The sequence below is a fragment of the Burkholderia paludis genome, assembly GCF_000732615.1.
Classification (GTDB): domain Bacteria; phylum Pseudomonadota; class Gammaproteobacteria; order Burkholderiales; family Burkholderiaceae; genus Burkholderia; species Burkholderia paludis.
Genome location: NZ_JPGL01000026.1, coordinates 79,322 through 94,768 on the forward strand (window position 1 = coordinate 79,322; position 15,447 = coordinate 94,768).

Genomic DNA, 15,447 nt, shown 5'->3' on the forward strand with positions numbered 1-15,447 from the left:
CGGCGCTTCGGATGCGGCTCAGAGCGGCGTCAGCACCGGCTGCCCCGCGAAATGCCGCGCCGCGTTGTCGAGAAACTGCCGGACCGAGCGATCCAGCGCCTCGGGCGACCAGCCGCCCATGTGCGGCGTCAGCACGACGCTGTCGAGATCCGTCAGCGCGCGCGGCGGCTCCGGCTCGCTTTCGTAGACGTCGAGCCCCGCGCCGGCGATGCGCCCTTCGCGCAACGCCTCCGCCAAAGCAGCGGTATCGACAACACTGCCGCGCGACACGTTGACGAGAAAGCCGCCCGGCCCGAGCGCATCGAGCGCCGCGCGGTCGATCAGGTGCCGCGTGCCCGCGCCGCCCGGCGTCGCGACGATCAGGAAATCGGCCCACTGCGCGAGCGCGTCGACGCGGTCGAAATAGCGGTAAGGAACGTTCTTTTCCGAGCGGTTGTGATAACCGATCTCGATGTCGAAGCCCGCCGCGCGGCGCGCGCACTTCTCGCCGATCTTGCCGAGGCCGACGATGCCGAGCTTCTTGCCCGACACGTTCGGCGGCATCGCCAGGCCGTCGCGCCAGACGCCCGCGCGGGTTTTCGCATCGAGCGGCACGACGTGGCGCACCGCCGCGAGCAGCAGCGCGAACGCGTGATCGGCCACGCAATCGTCGTTGGTGCCGGCGCCCGTGACGACGGCGATCCCGCGCGCCTTCGCATGCGCGACGTCGATGTGCTCGTAGCCGGCGCCGAGCGCGCTGACGAACGTGAGTTGCGGAAGACGATCGATTTCGGCGGCGGTGAGCCCCGTGCTGCCGTTGGTCAGCACCGCGCGTATCGTGCCGCCGCGGGCGGCGATCGCGCGTTCGCGCTCTTCGGGAGTCGGGGCATGGTGCACGTCGAACGACGCGGCGATTTCGCGTTGCGCATCGCCGCGCAACGCGATGAGGACAAGCAGCTCGGGCTTCATGTGAGGCACTCTCGTCGGCAAGGCGGAAACGGATTCCAGTGTAGCAAGCCTGCACGACGGACGCGGGTTATCCCCACGCGGGCTGTGGACGCGCCGCAGCAAGCGGTTTGCCAAAGCGGGCCCAGTCAAGTAAGTTTCGGCGTACGCCCCCGTCCTGGAGAATGGCCCGAATGAAGCTCGCCCTACCCGCCCGGATCCTGGGCCTCGCAGTCGCCGCCGCCCTTGCCGCACCCGGCGCGCATGCCGACACGCCCGTCGTCGTGTCGTCGAAGATCGACACCGAAGGCAACCTGCTCGGCAACCTCATCGCGCAGGTGCTGAAGGCCCACGGCATTCCGGTCACCGAAAGAATCGCGCTCGGCGCGACGCCGATCGTGCGCAAGGCGCTGACGAGCGGCGAGATCGACATCTACCCGGAATACACCGGTAACGCCGCGTTCTTCTTCAACAAGGCCGACGACCCGGTCTGGAAGGATGCCGCGAAAGGCTACGACACCGCGAAGCAGCTCGACTACGCGGCCAACCATCTCGTGTGGCTCGCACCGGCGCCCGCGAACAACACGTGGGGCGTCGCGGTGCTCGCGCCCGTCGCGCAATCGCAGCACCTGAAATCCTTCTCCGATTTCGGCAAGTGGGTTGCGGGCGGCGGCAAGGTGAAGCTCGCGGCATCGGCCGAGTTCGTGAACAGCGCGTCCGCGCTGCCGTCGTTCGAGAAGGCGTACGGCTTCAAGCTGAAGCCCGAGCAGCTCGTCGTGCTGTCGGGCGGCGACACGTCCGCGACGATCAAGGCCGCCGCGAACCAGACCGACGGCGTGAACGCCGCGATGGTCTACGGCACCGACGGCGGAATCTCGTCGAGCGGCCTCGCGGTGCTCGACGACGACAAGCACGTGCAGCCCGTCTACGCCCCCGCGCCGGTGATCCGCGAGGCCGTACTGAAGGCGCATCCGCAGATCGCCGACTACCTGAAGCCGGTGTTCGCGAGCCTCGACCTGAAAACGCTGCAGACGCTGAACGCACGCATCCAGATCAACGGCGAGCCGGCAGCCGGCGTCGCGCAGCGCTATCTGAAGTCGAAGGGCTTCGTCAAATGACGGAACGCGCGGCGGCGTCCGCGCGGCGCATGACGGCCGACAAGGTCGGCATTCTGATCGGCGTCCTGACGATCGCCGCCGTGCTCGGCCTGCCGTTCGCGGTGCTGCGCCCGAATCGCATCGCGGCCGGCACGGATCTGTCCGTGTTCGCCGCGCTGCCGGCCCGGCAGGGCGCCGCGCTCGCCGCGCTGTGGATCGTCGGCGCGCTGTGGGCGATGACGGCGAGCCGCCCCGCGTGGCGGCTCGCGGCCGGCTGCGCATGGCTCGCGACGCTGGCGTACGCGGTCGGCGCGGCCGCGACGCACGTCGTCGCGCCCGACGACGTGCTCGCCCGCGTATCGCCCTCCTCAGGCGTCTGGCTGCTGCTGTTCGCATGGGCGGTGCTCGTCGCCGACGCGCTCGCGCGGCTCGCGTTCGGCCCGTGGCGGCGCCTCGCCGCGCTCGCCGTCGCGGTGGCCGCGATCGCGGTGCCGCTCGCGAGCGGCTGGTGGGACGGGCTCTCCGTGATGCGCGAATACGCGGTGCGCAGCGACGACTTCTGGCGCGAGGCGATCCGGCACGTGGCGCTCGCGGGCGGCTCGGTGGCCGCCGCGCTGATCGCGGGCGTGCCGCTCGGCATCGCATGCGCGCGCATCGCGGCGGTGCGGACCGTCTCGATGCCGGTGCTCAATATCGTGCAGACGATCCCCAGCATCGCGATGTACGGGCTGATGATGGCGCCGCTCGGCGCGCTTGCCGCACGCGTGCCGCTCGCGGCCGCGCTCGGCATCCGCGGAATCGGCGTCGCGCCGGCCGCGCTCGCGCTGTTCCTGTATTCGCTGCTGCCGATCGTGTCGAGCGTCGTGGTCGGGCTCGGGCAAGTGCCGCCGCACGTGACCGAAGCCGCACGCGCGATGGGCATGACGCGCATGCAGCGGCTGCTGCGCGTCGACCTCGTGCTGGCGTTGCCGGTGATCCTGAGCGGCGTGCGCATCGTGCTCGTGCAGAACATCGGCCTGACCGCGGTCGCCGCGCTGATCGGCGGCGGCGGGTTCGGCACCTTCATCTTCCAGGGCATCGGGCAGTCGGCCGCCGATCTCGTGTTGCTTGGCGCGATCCCGACGATCGCGCTCGCACTGGCGGCCGCTATCGTGTTCGAAGCCGCGACCTCGCTCGCGAAGGGACGTACCGCATGATCGAGATCGAACGCGCCGGCAAGCGCTTCGGCGCAACCCTCGCCGTCGACGACGTGTCGCTGACGATGCAGCGCGGCACGATCACCGCGCTCGTCGGCGCATCGGGCAGCGGCAAGTCGACGCTGCTGCGCATGATCAACCGGCTGATCGCGCCCACCAGCGGCACGATCCGAATCGACGGCGTCGATACGGCCACCGTCGCGCCCGAGCAGTTGCGGCGCGGCATCGGCTATGCGATCCAGGGGCACGGGCTGTTTCCGCACTGGAGCGTCGCGCGCAACATCGCGACCGTGCCGCGCCTGCTCGGCTGGCCGGCCGATCGCATCGACGCGCGCGTGAACGCGCTGCTCGACCTGTTCCATCTCGCACCGGCCGAGTTCGCCGGCAAGCTGCCGCACGAACTGTCGGGCGGACAGCAGCAGCGCGTCGGCGTCGCGCGCGCGCTCGCGGCCGAGCCCGCGATCTTGCTGATGGACGAGCCCTTCGGCGCGCTCGACCCGATCATTCGCGGCAAGGCGCAGGACGACCTGCTCGCGTTGCAGCGCCGCCTCGGCATCACGGTCGTGATCGTCACGCACGATATCGAGGAAGCGCTGAAGCTCGGCGACACAATCGCGGTGATGGACGGCGGGCGCCTGCTGCAGGTCGCGCCGCCGGCCGAGATTCTCGGCAAGCCGGCAGCGGGCGTCGTCGAGCAGCTCGTCGCGGGCGTCGACCGGCCGCTGCGCCTGCTCGCCCTGACGCCGATCGATACGGTGGCCGAACCCGGTCACGCCGACGGCGCCCCGATCGCCGCGACGCGCACGCTGCGCGATGCGGTGTCCGAACTGCTGTGGCGCGGCGTCGATGCGCTGCCGGTCGACGACGGCAACGGCAACCACGCGCGCCGCATCACGCTCGACGCGATTCGCGCGCACGCGCGCCAGCCCGCATGACGGCGCACCGCGCGCGGCCCGCGCGCTCCGCATTCCCGGCCCATGCGGCACGCGCGGCCGCACTCGCGCTGCTGCTCGTGCTGCTGCTGCGCCCCGCGTGGCTGCAGGGGCTGTTCGCGCCGTTCGCGGACAACGGCGCGCCGGTCATCTACGATCGTGCGAGCCTGCTCGATCTCACGCTCGCGCATCTCGGCACTGTCGCGCTGTCGAGCACGCTCGGCACGCTCGTCGCCGTCGCGGCCGGGATCGCGGTCACGCGGCCGTGGGGCGCGGATTTCCTGCCGGTCGCACGCAGCGTCGTCGACATCGGCCAGACCTTCCCGCCCGTCGCGGTGCTCGCGCTCGCGGTGCCGGCCGTCGGCTTCGGATTGAAGCCCGTGCTGATCGCGCTCGTGCTGTATGGCCTCCTGCCCGTGTTCGAAAGCATGATCGCCGGGCTCGAGGACGTGCCGCGCGACGTCGTCGACGCCGCACGCGGCATGGGAATGAGCGGCTGGCAGCAACTGGTATCGGTCGAGCTGCCGCTCGCGTTTCCGGTGATCGTCAACGGCATCCGGCTCGCCGTCGTGATCAATCTCGGCACCGCGACGATCGGCTCGACGGTCGCCGCGCGCGGGCTCGGCGACGTGATCATCGCGGGCCTGCAGACGTCGAACACGGCGTTCGTGCTGCAGGGCGGCCTGATCGTCGGGCTGCTCGCGGTGCTCGTCAGCGATGCGATCGGCGCGCTTGCCCGGATCGCGACCGCACGGCGCGCGTAACGCGCGCGGGCCGCATCCGATCTCGCGCCTGTCGCAACCAACAGGCGCCATGCCAGGCGACATTCATCCGGACTCCGATGCGTATCCGTGCAACGATCGGCCCGCGAATCGATACAAGCCTACACGTCGCTTTCATTCAAACCGGCGTTCGACCATCGGCGGCGATTGGCCGATATACTATGCCCCTCCCAGTTCCCCACCTTCCACCATGCGACGGTTTCTCTGGCTGATCGTGGTATCGCTCGGCATCGCGCAACAGGCGTCGGCGCAACAGGCGCCCGCACTGTCTGCGTCCGCGCCCGAAACGGCCGCGTCGGCGCCGCTCGTCGCCTCCGCGCCGCTCGCCGATGCCAACAATCAGCCGAACGAAGCAAACCGCCGCATCACGTCCTACCTGACGCGGAAATTCGGTGTCGCGAAGGAACGCGCCGCGAAGCTGGCCGATATCGTGAGCGTTACTGCGACGAAATATTCGCTGCCGCCCGCACTCGTTTACGCCATCATCTCGATCGAATCGCGCTTTCAGGAAAAGGCGCGCGGCCAGCACGGCGCGACCGGGCTGATGCAGGTCGTGCCGGCCGCGCATCGCGGCCTGCTGCGCAACGTGAAGGACCTGACCGAGCCGAACGCGAACGTCGACGCCGGCTCCGCGATCCTGTCGGGCTACGTGAGGGCGGCCGGCGGCAACGTGCAGGCCGGGCTGAAGAGCTACGGCGGGTCGAACGCGTATGCGGCGAAGGTGATGCAGCGGGTCGATTCGTTCCGGTTCGTGCTCGAACCGGACGACGACGCGAAAGCCGTGAAACCCGCGAACGACGCGAAGGGCCGCATGATGCCGGTCAGCGACACGTCCTCGGCGCGCGACACGCAGTAAGCGCAGCCGCGCACATCCGTGCGCGAGCCCCGTCCTGCCGCGCACGCACGGCGCACCCCGGCACGCCGCCCGTCACCGCCGCGCGAAATGCGCGCGCAGATATTCGATGAAGACCTGCGTCTTCGCCGGCAGCAGGCGCGTCTCCGTCATCGCGTAGATCGGAACGGGCGCGCCCTCCCATGCGGGCAACACGCGCCGCAACCGGCCCGCGGCCACGTCGTCGGCCACCACTTCCTCCGGCATCTGGATGACGCCCGCATCGTTCACGGCCAGTTGCCGGATCATGCCGACGCTGTTCACGACGAAGCGCCCGCCCACCGGCACCTCGACCTCCCGCGCAGCGTCGTGCAGCGTCCACTTGCCCACGCGCCGCACGCTCAGGCATTGATGCCGCGTCAGGTCGCCCGGCTCGCGCGGCTCGCCCGCGCGCTCGAGATAGCGCGGCGACGCATACAGGTGATTGCGGAACGTCGCGAGCCGCCGCGCGACGAGCTGGGAATCCGCCGATTCGCCCATGCGGATCGCGACGTCGAACGGTTCGCTCACCAGATCGACGCGCCGCGACGTCAGTTCGAAATCGAACGTCAGCTTCGGGTAGCGGTTCGCGAATTCAGCGATCAGCGGCGTCAGGTAGATCACCGCGAAATCGACCGGAAACGACGCGCGCAGCACGCCCGACGGTTCGGCCAGCAGTTCGCCGAGCTGTTCGTGCGCGAGCCGCGCCTCGTCGACGATGCGCTTGCAGCGCTCGAAATACAGCTGCCCGGCCTCGGTCAGCTCGATGCGGCGCGTCGTGCGATGCAGCAGCCGCAACCCGATCGCCTTTTCCAGCGCACCGATGCGCCGCGACAGCGTCGAATTCGGCATCCCCAGCGCGTCGGCCGCGCTGCGAAAGCCCTTCGCCTTCACGACCTCCACGAACAGCGCCATGTCGTTCAGCAATTCCACGCCGACCGCTCCATCAATGGATCAATGCGATCCAGAATACCCCATTTATCTCGAAAAAGAAGCAATGGATGATGTGTCCATGGCGGCGAGGCCGGCGCAACGGTGCGCGGCCGGCGCCCGATACGGCGCCACCACGGCGCCGTTACCCGACCCTCGAGGAGCACGCATCATGGACGCACTGTTCACCCCGGCCCGTGTCGGCCGCTACACGCTGCAGAACCGCCTGGTCATGGCGCCGATGACGCGCAGCCGCGCCGCGTTCGACGGCACGCCCGGCGCGCTGGCGGCCGAGTACTATGCGCAGCGCGCGGATCTCGGCCTGATCGTCAGCGAAGGCACCCAGCCGTCGGACGACGGGCAAGGCTACCTGACCACGCCCGGCATCTACACCGACGCGCACGTTGCCGGCTGGCAGGCCGTCGGCAACGCGGTGCACGCGCGCGGCGGCCGGCTGTTCATCCAGCTGATGCACGTCGGGCGCATGTCGCATCCCGACAATACGCCGCATCACCGGCAGGGCGTCGCGCCGTCGGCGATCGCGCCGGGCGTGCCGATGTTCACGTCGAAGGGGATGCAGCCGATTCCCGCGCCGCGCGCGCTGACGACGGACGAAGTGCGCGACACCGTGAACGACTTCCGCCTCGCCGCGCGTCGCGCGATCGAGGCCGGCGCCGACGGCGTCGAGATCCACGGCGCGAACGGGTACCTGGTCCAGCAGTTCTTCGCGCCGAACGCGAATACGCGCGGCGACGCGTACGGCGGCCCGATCGAACATCGCGCACGCTTCGCGATCGAGGTGGCCGAGGCGATCGCCGGCGAGATCGGCGCGGACCGCACCGCGATCCGCCTGTCGCCCGGCACCACGCTGTGGGGCATCGACGAAGGCGCGCAAGGGCCGGACCTGTATCGCTACCTGACGACGCAGCTCGACCGGCTCGGCCTCGCGTACCTGCACGTGATGCACCAGGGCGACGAGCCGCTGCTCGCGGACCTGCGCGCGCGCTGGAACGGCACGCTGATCGTGAACCGCCCGGGCCGCGCGCGCGACGCGATCGGCTCGGATGTCGCGACGGGCCTCGCCGATCTCGAAGCGTACGGGCAGATGGTGCTCGCGAATCCGGATTTCGTCACGCGGCTGAAGACGGGCGCGCCGATGAACGACGCGCAGCGCGACACGTTCTTCGGCGGCGATGCGCGCGGGTATGTGGATTATCCGGCGCTGGACGGTACGGCCGCGGCGTAACGCATCCGCACGGCGCGACGCCGCGACGCGCGGAACACGCGTGTCGCGGCGCCGGTTCGCGTGCCGCCGCGCATCATGGAAGGCCGGTGTCGGCCCTCGAAATCACGGGCGCGAGACGTGGCCTCTTTTCGGGCCGATTGCCTGTGTCGTCCGAGATCCTTTCCGCAGGCCCACACGCGCAACCGCGACAAACCGCTACGGCGGCACCTCGGCCGCCATCACCCCCGCCCCGTCTCTCCCGTCCACCGCGCATAATCCCCGCGGGTCCAGTCGAGCGACACGCCGACGCGCTTCGTGCCCGGCCGGATCTTCGGCTTGTACGCCGACAGCGTCAGCGACTCCAGCGCCGGCCATTCGCGAAACGACAGCACCGCGATATCGGCGACGAGCGTTTCCAGCAGCCGCGTATGCGGCTTGTGCGACAGGAACGCGGCCACGCGCGTGCAATAGCCGTCGTAATCGATCCACGCGTTCTGCTCGCTCGGCTCGCAGCGATACCCGAGCCGCGCATCGATCACGATCGGCTGCGGCGCTTCATGCTCGTGCGCATGAATGCCGATCCGCGCGGGCACCTTCAGTTCTTCGACGAACACGCTCCAGCCGCGCCCGCCCAGGCGCGGCGCGTCGATCGCCACGAACGGGTCGTCGAACGGCTTCATGATGCGAGCGGCGCGGCCGCGTCGAGCATGATGCGCACGAAGTAGTCGGCGAAGCTGCGCCGCACGACGATCTCGAACACGTCGTCACCGGTCGGGATCAGCACGATCGACGCCTTGAAGTAGTGCGACTGCGCGCACTGGCCGGGCTTGAACGCGCGCGGATGAAGATCGAGCGGGCAGCCGCGCGCGAGCACGTCGCGCACGCGTTCGCCGCCGATCTCGACGACGGTATAGCCGCTGCCGACGTCGACGGCCGCCGCATACGAACCCTGCACGGCCTGCGCAAGCTGCGCCTCCAGCGCGCCGGCCTGCACGGGGCCGTTCGAGCGCACGAGCCACTCGTCGGGGCCGAGCCACAGCACGTCGTATTCGGCGCCGCGCGCGACCGTGTTCGGCGCCGAGGGCGGGCGGCAGCCCACCACGCGCTCGAACGCGCTCACGAACGCCGGATCGCCCAGCTCGCCGCGCACGTTGACGAGGTCGAGGAACGGCCGCTCGCGCAGCGTGAACTTCTTCGATGCGCGCGCCTGGTGCGGCTTCAGCACGTCGGCCGCGCCGACGAACGGCGATTCGAGCGTCACGCCGCCCGCGCCCGCCACCTGCGTCTGGTTTCTCGTTTCATTCCACATGCTGGCGCACCCCTTCGGTATCGTAGAAAACCGGGCTCGAGATCGTCGCGGCGATGCGCTTGCCGTTGGCCAGCGGAATCACGACGCTCTCGCCCATCTTGTTCAGGCCGCCCTTCACCACCGCGAGCGCGATCGAGCGCTTCAGGATCGGGCTGTAGTAGCTCGACGTCACGTGGCCGATCATCGGCGTCGGATCGACCGCCGACACCTGCGTGTCCTTCGCGACGATCTGCGCGCCTTCCGGCAGCACGAACTGCGCGTCCTCGGTCAGCAGGCCGACGAACTGCTTGCGGCCTTCCTTCGCGGTGTCGGAGCGTGCGAGCGAACGCTTGCCGAGACAATCCTTAGACTTCGCGACCAGCCCGCCCATCCCGAGGTCGTACGGCGTGACCGAGCCGTCGGTGTCCTGGCCGACGATGATGTAGCCCTTCTCCGCGCGCAGCACGTGCATCGTCTCGGTGCCGTACGGCGTGATGTCGAACTCGGCGCCGGCCGCCATCAGCGCTTCCCACACCGCGCGGCCCGCATTCGCCGGCACGTTCACTTCATAGGCCAGCTCGCCCGAGAAGCTGATCCGCATCACGCGCGCCTTCGCGCCCGCGACGGTGCCGTTCCGGTAGCTCATGAACGGGAACGCCTCGTTGCCGAAGTCGATGTCCTGGCAAACCTTCTGCACGACCTTGCGGCTCTTCGGGCCGACCACCGCGAACGTCGCCCAGTGATCGGTGACCGACGACAGCCGCACCTTCATGTCGGGCCATTCGGTCTGCAGCCAGCGTTCGAGCCACGTGAGCACGCGCGCCGCGCCGCCGGTCGTGGTCGTCATCATGAAATGCTGGTCGGCGAGGCGCACCGTCACGCCGTCGTCGAACACCATCCCGTTCTCATCGAGCATCAGCCCGTAGCGACACTTGCCCACCTCGAGCTTGTTCCACGGGTTCGTGTACATCCAGTTCAGCAACTTCACGGCATCCGGGCCCTGGATGTCGATCTTGCCGAGCGTCGATGCGTCGAGGATGCCGACGCTGTTGCGCACCGCGAGGCACTCGCGCTTCACGGCCGCGTGCAGGTCTTCGCCGTTCTTCGGGAAGTACCACGGCCGCTTCCAGTTGCCGACGTCCTCGAACAGCGCGCCGTGCTCGACGTGCCACTCGTGCACGCAGGTCTTGCGGATCGGATCGAGGAAATCGCCCAGCTCGCGGCCCGCGAACGTGCCGAACGACACGGGCGTGTAGTTCGGGCGGAACGTCGTCGTGCCCGTTTCCGGAATCGTCTTGCCGAGCGCCGCCGCGAGAATCGCCATCCCGTTGATGTTACCGAGCTTGCCCTGGTCGGTGCCGAAACCCATCGCCGTATAGCGCTTCACGTGCTCGACCGACTCGAAACCTTCGCGCGCGGCGAGCAGGATGTCGGCGGCCGACACGTCGTTCTGGAAATCGACGAACTGCTTCGGCCCGCGCGCCGCGGCTTCGCGGCTGCCGACGAGCCACAGCGGCTGCAACGGGCCCTCGACGGCTTCCGCGACCTGCGGCGCGACGGGACGCTGCCCGGCCGTGAAGCCCGCCGCCTTCGCCGCCTCCACCCCGGCGTCGACCGCGAGACGCAGCGCGCGCGCCAGCCCGAATTCGCCGGCCGCCGCGCCGATGCTCGCCTCCGCCTGCACGGGCTTGCCCGGCAGGAAGCACGCCTTCTCGTCGCTCCAGCACGCCTTGCCGCCCGACTGCGCGAACAGGTGCAGCACCGGGCTGAAGCCGCCCGACATCGCGACGAGATCGCACGGCAGCGTCTGCAGCTTGCCGCCGACCTGGCCGTTCGTACTGGACGCGACGTCGACCGACGATACGCGCCACTTGCCCGCCGCGGCCGTCACGACCGCGCCGCTCATCACCGTCACGCCCTGCCGCTTGGCGGCGGCCGGCAGCGCGCCGTTCGACGACGCGCGCGCATCGACGACCGTCACCTTCGCGCCGCACGCCTTCAGGTCGAGCGCGGTCTGGTACGCGTGGTCGTTGTTCGTGAACACCACCGCGTTGCGGCCCGGCAGCACGCCGAAGCGATGCACGTACGTGGACACGGCCGACGCCAGCATCACGCCCGGCAGGTCGTTGTTGCCGAACACGATCGGCCGCTCGTGCGCGCCGGTCGCGAGGATCACGCGCTTCGCGCGGACCTTCCACAGCAGTTCGCGCGTACCCTTGCGCATCGACACCGGCAGGTGGTCGGTCAGGCGCTGCGTGACGGTCACGAGGTTGTGATCCTGGTAGCCGAACGCGGTGCTGCGCGACAGGATCGTCACGTCGGGCAGCTTGCGCAGCTCGGCCTCGACCTTCTCGACCCACTGCAGCGCGGGCTTCGCGTCGATCTCGGCGCGGCACGACAGCAGGCTGCCGCCGAGCTCGCGCTGGTCGTCGACGAGGATCACGCGCGCGCCGGCCACGGCCGCCGCATGCGCGGCGGCAAGCCCCGACGGGCCGCCGCCGACGACGAGCACGTCGCAGTGCGCGTAGCACTTGTCGTAGCGATCGGCGTCGAGCGCCTCGGGCGCCTTGCCGAGGCCGGCCGCCTCGCGGATCTTCTCCTCGTACTTCGGCCACATGTTGCGCGGCCACATGAAGGTCTTGTAGTAGAAGCCGGCCGGCAGGAAGCGCGACAGCTTCTGGTTGATCGCGTACTTGTCGTTCTCGAGCGTCGGCTCCGCGTTCACGCTCGTCGCGACGAGCCCCTGGTACAGCTCGATTTCGGTCGCGCGCGCGTTCGGCACCGTGTACGGGCCCGATTCGAGCTGCACGACGGCGTTCGGTTCCGCGACGTCCGCCGTCACGATCCCGCGCGGGCGGTGGTACTTGAAGCTGCGCGCGACGAAGTGCACGCCGTTCGCGAGCAGCGCGGACGCGAGCGTGTCGCCCTGGAAGCCCTGATACGTGCGGCCGTTGAACGTGAACGTCAGCGGAATCGCACGATTGATGCGGCCACCGGTGCCAAGACGGTCTTTCTGGCTCATTTGCTCGTGCCCTCTTCGTGTGCGTTGCCGGCGGCCGCGCCGCCGATGGCAGCCCCGCCGAACGTTTCGTATCCCTTGATATCGTAGGTCACCGTGTCGCGCGTGGCCTTGAACCAGCGGCGGCAGCCCTGCGCGTGCAGCCATTGCTCCTTGTGCAGCCCGCGCTTGTTCTCGCGCATGAACACGTATTCGCCCCATTCGCGGTCGGTCATGTTCTCGTTATTGACCGGGCGCACGATGTCGGCTTCGCCGCCGCACGAGAATTCGGATTCGGCGCGCGGCCCGCACCACGGACATTCGATCAGCAACATGTTTCTTTCTCCAATGGTCGGTTCAGTGCGCGACGGCGGCGGCGCCGTGCTCGTCGATCAGGTGGCCCGTGTAGAAGCGGTCGAGCGCGAACGGCGCGTTCAGCGGATGCGGTTCGTCGCGGGCGATCGTGTGCGCGAACACCCAGCCCGAGCCGGGCGTCGCCTTGAAGCCGCCGGTGCCCCAGCCGCAGTTGAAATAGAGGCCCTTCACGTCGGTCTTGGTGATGATCGGGCACGCGTCCGGCGACACGTCGACGATGCCGCCCCACTGGCGGTTCATCCGCACGCGCGAGAACACCGGGAACATCTCGACGATCGCCTGCAGCGTGCTTTCGATGATGTGGAAGCTGCCGCGCTGGCCGAAGCCCGTGTACTGGTCGATGCCCGCGCCGATCACGAGGTCGCCCTTGTCCGACTGGCTGATGTACGCGTGCACCGCGTTCGACATGATCACCGAGTTGACGACCGGCTTGATCGGCTCGGACACCAGCGCCTGCAGCGGGTGGCTCTCGATCGGCAGCCGCACGCCGGCCATGTCGGCGAGCGTCGTCGTGTTGCCGGCCGCGACCACCGCGACCTTCTTCGCCTTGATGAAGCCCTTCACCGTATCGACGCCGACCACCGCGCCGCCCTCGCGGCGAATGCCCGTGACCTGGCAGTTCTGGATGATGTCGACGCCCGCGCGATCCGCACCGCGCGCGAAGCCCCAGGCCACCGCGTCGTGGCGCGCGACGCCCGCACGGCGCTGGATCGATGCGCCGAGCACCGGGTAGCGGCTGTTCAGGTTGATGGTCGGCTCGATCTCCTTGATCTGCGCGGGCGTGAGGAATTCGGCGTCGACGCCGTTCAGCCGGTTCGCATTCACGCGGCGCTCGGTGTCGCGCACGTCCTGCAGCGTGTGCGCGAGGTTCATCACGCCGCGCTGGCTGAACATCACGTTGTAGTTCAGGTCCTGCGACAGCCCTTCCCACAGCTTCATCGCCTTCTCGTACAGCGCGGCCGATTCGTCCCACAGATAGTTCGAGCGCACGATCGTCGTGTTGCGCGCGGTGTTGCCGCCGCCGATCCAGCCCTTCTCGAGGATCGCGACGTTCGTGATCCCGTGCTCCTTCGCGAGGTAGTACGCCGTCGCGAGGCCGTGGCCGCCGCCGCCGACAATCACGACGTCGTATTCCTTCTTCGGCTCCGGGCTCTTCCACTGCTTTTCCCAGTTCTCGTGGTACGAAAGGCCGTTGCGGAACAGGCTGAATATCGAGTAGCGGCTCATGTTGTGGTCCTTCGTTAGCATTCGATGACGTTCACGGCGAGGCCGCCGCGCGACGTTTCCTTGTATTTCGTCTTCATGTCGGCGCCGGTCTCGCGCATCGTCTTGATCACGGAATCGAGCGACACGTAGTGCTGGCCGTTGCCCTTGAGCGCCATGCGCGACGCGTTCAGCGCCTTGATCGCGCCCATCGCGTTGCGCTCGATGCACGGGATCTGCACGAGCCCGCCGACCGGGTCGCAGGTCATCCCGAGGTTGTGCTCCATGCCGATCTCGGCCGCGTTCTCGACCTGGTCGGGCGTGCCGCCCATCACGGCGGCGAGCGCGGCCGCGGCCATCGAGCACGCGACGCCCACCTCGCCCTGGCAGCCGACTTCGGCACCGGAAATCGACGCGGTTTCCTTGTAGATGATCCCGATCGCGGCGGCCGTCAGCAGGAATTCGACGATGCCCGCCTCGTTCGAGCCCGGCACGAACTTCACGTAGTAGTGCAGCACCGCGGGGATCACGCCGGCCGCGCCGTTGGTCGGCGCGGTCACGACCCGGCCGCCCGCCGCGTTCTCCTCGTTGACGGCCATCGCATACAGGTTGACCCAGTCGAGCATCGACAGCGGGTCGCGCAGCGATTCCTCCGACCGCGCGCGCAGGCGGCTGTACAGCTCGGCCGCGCGGCGCTTCACGCGCATCGGGCCCGGCAGGTCGCCCTCGACCTTGCAGCCGCGCTCGACGCACGCGGCCATCGTGCGCCAGATCGCGAGCAGCCCGGCGCGCACTTCGTCGGCGGAGCGCAGCGCGCATTCGTTGCGCATCATCAGCCCGGCGATCGACAGCCCGTGCTCGCGGCACTGGCGCATCAGGTCGTCGCCGGTGCGGAACGGGTACGGCACCTCGACCGCCGCGCGCACGCCGTTGACGCGATCGCCGTCGCGGTTCACGACGAAGCCGCCGCCGATCGAGTAATACTCCTTCTCCACCAGCAGCTGGCCGTGCTCGTCGAACGCCTGGAACCGCATTCCGTTCGGGTGCACGATGGTCGTGCCGCTCATCAGCTTGCGATAGAAGCCGATGTGCTCCTTCTCGTCGAAGCGGATCGCCTGCGTGCCGAGCAGCGTCAGCGACTTCTCCGCGCGGATCGCGGCGAGCCGCGGCTCGATCAGGTCGGGATCGATCGTGTCGGGCAGATGGCCCTCGAGGCCGAGCAGCACGGCCTTGTCGGTGCCGTGGCCCTTGCCGGTCGCGCCGAGCGAGCCGTACAGCTCGACCCGCACGCGGCGCACGAAGCCGAGCAGGTTCGCGTCCTCGACGTGCGACGCGAAACGGTACGCCGCGATCATCGGGCCGACCGTATGCGAACTGGACGGGCCGATGCCGATCTTGAACAGGTCGAAGACACTGACGTTCATCTGGATGCCTCTGCGTGCAAGCGCGCGTGGTGACGTTGGACGCCAGTACACCAAAGCGTAAAATCGGCCGATAGAACAAAAACGGCATCGGCGTGGGATACCGCCGCCAAACCCGGGCCCGGCGCGGCCGGAAGTGCGTTTTGGCGATGGTTCGCGACGGAAAACCACAAGTCGGGCCGGAGCCGATCGGCGACGCTGGCTG

Annotated in this window: 14 protein-coding genes; 6 read left to right on the top strand and 8 right to left on the bottom strand. The window is 69.1% G+C overall.

Going from position 1 to position 15,447, the window contains the following annotated elements; translation table 11 throughout:
• Positions 1-18: 18 nt before the first annotated feature.
• Positions 19-948: a 2-hydroxyacid dehydrogenase gene (locus GQ56_RS0117695; protein ID WP_031399928.1), complete on the bottom strand. Its 930-nt coding sequence runs from the start codon at positions 946-948 to the stop codon at positions 19-21.
• 170 nt (positions 949-1,118) lie between these two features.
• Between GQ56_RS0117695 and osmF the strand changes: the two genes are divergently transcribed.
• The 5 genes from osmF to GQ56_RS0117720 all read left to right on the top strand — a co-directional run bounded on the left by osmF (position 1,119) and on the right by GQ56_RS0117720 (position 5,787).
• Complete coding sequence (osmF, locus tag GQ56_RS0117700; protein WP_031399929.1) at positions 1,119-2,042, top strand: glycine betaine ABC transporter substrate-binding protein OsmF; 924 nt, start codon at positions 1,119-1,121, stop codon at positions 2,040-2,042.
• Positions 2,039-3,217 carry an ABC transporter permease gene (locus tag GQ56_RS0117705; protein WP_031399930.1) on the top strand — a complete coding sequence of 393 codons (1,179 nt, stop codon included), beginning with the start codon at positions 2,039-2,041 and terminating at the stop codon, positions 3,215-3,217. The genes osmF and GQ56_RS0117705 overlap by 4 nt, the downstream gene beginning before the upstream one ends.
• Complete coding sequence (locus GQ56_RS0117710; protein WP_031399931.1) at positions 3,214-4,152, top strand: ABC transporter ATP-binding protein; 939 nt, start codon at positions 3,214-3,216, stop codon at positions 4,150-4,152. Before GQ56_RS0117705 ends, GQ56_RS0117710 begins: the two co-directional genes overlap by 4 nt.
• Positions 4,149-4,913: an ABC transporter permease gene (locus GQ56_RS0117715; protein WP_031399932.1), complete on the top strand. Its 765-nt coding sequence runs from the start codon at positions 4,149-4,151 to the stop codon at positions 4,911-4,913. Before GQ56_RS0117710 ends, GQ56_RS0117715 begins: the two co-directional genes overlap by 4 nt.
• 208 nt (positions 4,914-5,121) lie before the next feature.
• Positions 5,122-5,787 (top strand): lytic transglycosylase domain-containing protein, encoded by a 666-nt coding sequence (locus GQ56_RS0117720; RefSeq protein ID WP_031399933.1) that lies wholly within the window; start codon positions 5,122-5,124, stop codon positions 5,785-5,787.
• A gap of 72 nt (positions 5,788-5,859) precedes the next feature.
• Here the strand turns inward: GQ56_RS0117720 and GQ56_RS0117725 are convergent, their stop codons facing one another.
• Positions 5,860-6,735, bottom strand: a complete 876-nt coding sequence (locus GQ56_RS0117725; protein ID WP_031399934.1) for a LysR family transcriptional regulator — start codon at positions 6,733-6,735, stop codon at positions 5,860-5,862.
• Positions 6,736-6,904: 169 nt separating this feature from the next.
• On the opposite strand from GQ56_RS0117725, the gene GQ56_RS0117730 reads away from it, so the two are divergent.
• Positions 6,905-7,978, top strand: coding sequence for an alkene reductase (locus tag GQ56_RS0117730; RefSeq protein WP_031399935.1), 1,074 nt, complete (start codon positions 6,905-6,907; stop codon positions 7,976-7,978).
• A 218-nt stretch (positions 7,979-8,196) separates the two neighbouring features.
• Here the strand turns inward: GQ56_RS0117730 and GQ56_RS0117740 are convergent, their stop codons facing one another.
• The 6 genes from GQ56_RS0117740 to GQ56_RS0117765 are packed head-to-tail and all read right to left on the bottom strand — an operon-like array spanning position 8,197 to position 15,245.
• Positions 8,197-8,637, bottom strand: coding sequence for a dihydroneopterin aldolase (locus tag GQ56_RS0117740; RefSeq protein ID WP_031399936.1), 441 nt, complete (start codon positions 8,635-8,637; stop codon positions 8,197-8,199).
• The gene (locus GQ56_RS0117745) at positions 8,634-9,266 is read right to left on the bottom strand and encodes a sarcosine oxidase subunit gamma (RefSeq protein WP_031399937.1); all 633 of its coding nucleotides are present in this window, start codon (positions 9,264-9,266) and stop codon (positions 8,634-8,636) included. The genes GQ56_RS0117740 and GQ56_RS0117745 overlap by 4 nt, the downstream gene beginning before the upstream one ends.
• Positions 9,256-12,267 carry a sarcosine oxidase subunit alpha family protein gene (locus GQ56_RS0117750; RefSeq protein WP_031399938.1) on the bottom strand — a complete coding sequence of 1,004 codons (3,012 nt, stop codon included), beginning with the start codon at positions 12,265-12,267 and terminating at the stop codon, positions 9,256-9,258. Before GQ56_RS0117750 ends, GQ56_RS0117745 begins: the two co-directional genes overlap by 11 nt.
• Positions 12,264-12,578 carry a sarcosine oxidase subunit delta gene (locus GQ56_RS0117755; protein ID WP_031399939.1) on the bottom strand — a complete coding sequence of 105 codons (315 nt, stop codon included), beginning with the start codon at positions 12,576-12,578 and terminating at the stop codon, positions 12,264-12,266. Before GQ56_RS0117755 ends, GQ56_RS0117750 begins: the two co-directional genes overlap by 4 nt.
• Before the next feature lie 22 nt (positions 12,579-12,600).
• Complete coding sequence (locus GQ56_RS0117760) at positions 12,601-13,845, bottom strand: sarcosine oxidase subunit beta family protein (protein WP_006480591.1); 1,245 nt, start codon at positions 13,843-13,845, stop codon at positions 12,601-12,603.
• Positions 13,846-13,859: 14 nt separating this feature from the next.
• Positions 13,860-15,245, bottom strand: coding sequence for an L-serine ammonia-lyase (locus GQ56_RS0117765; RefSeq protein ID WP_031399940.1), 1,386 nt, complete (start codon positions 15,243-15,245; stop codon positions 13,860-13,862).
• Positions 15,246-15,447 lie beyond the last annotated feature (202 nt).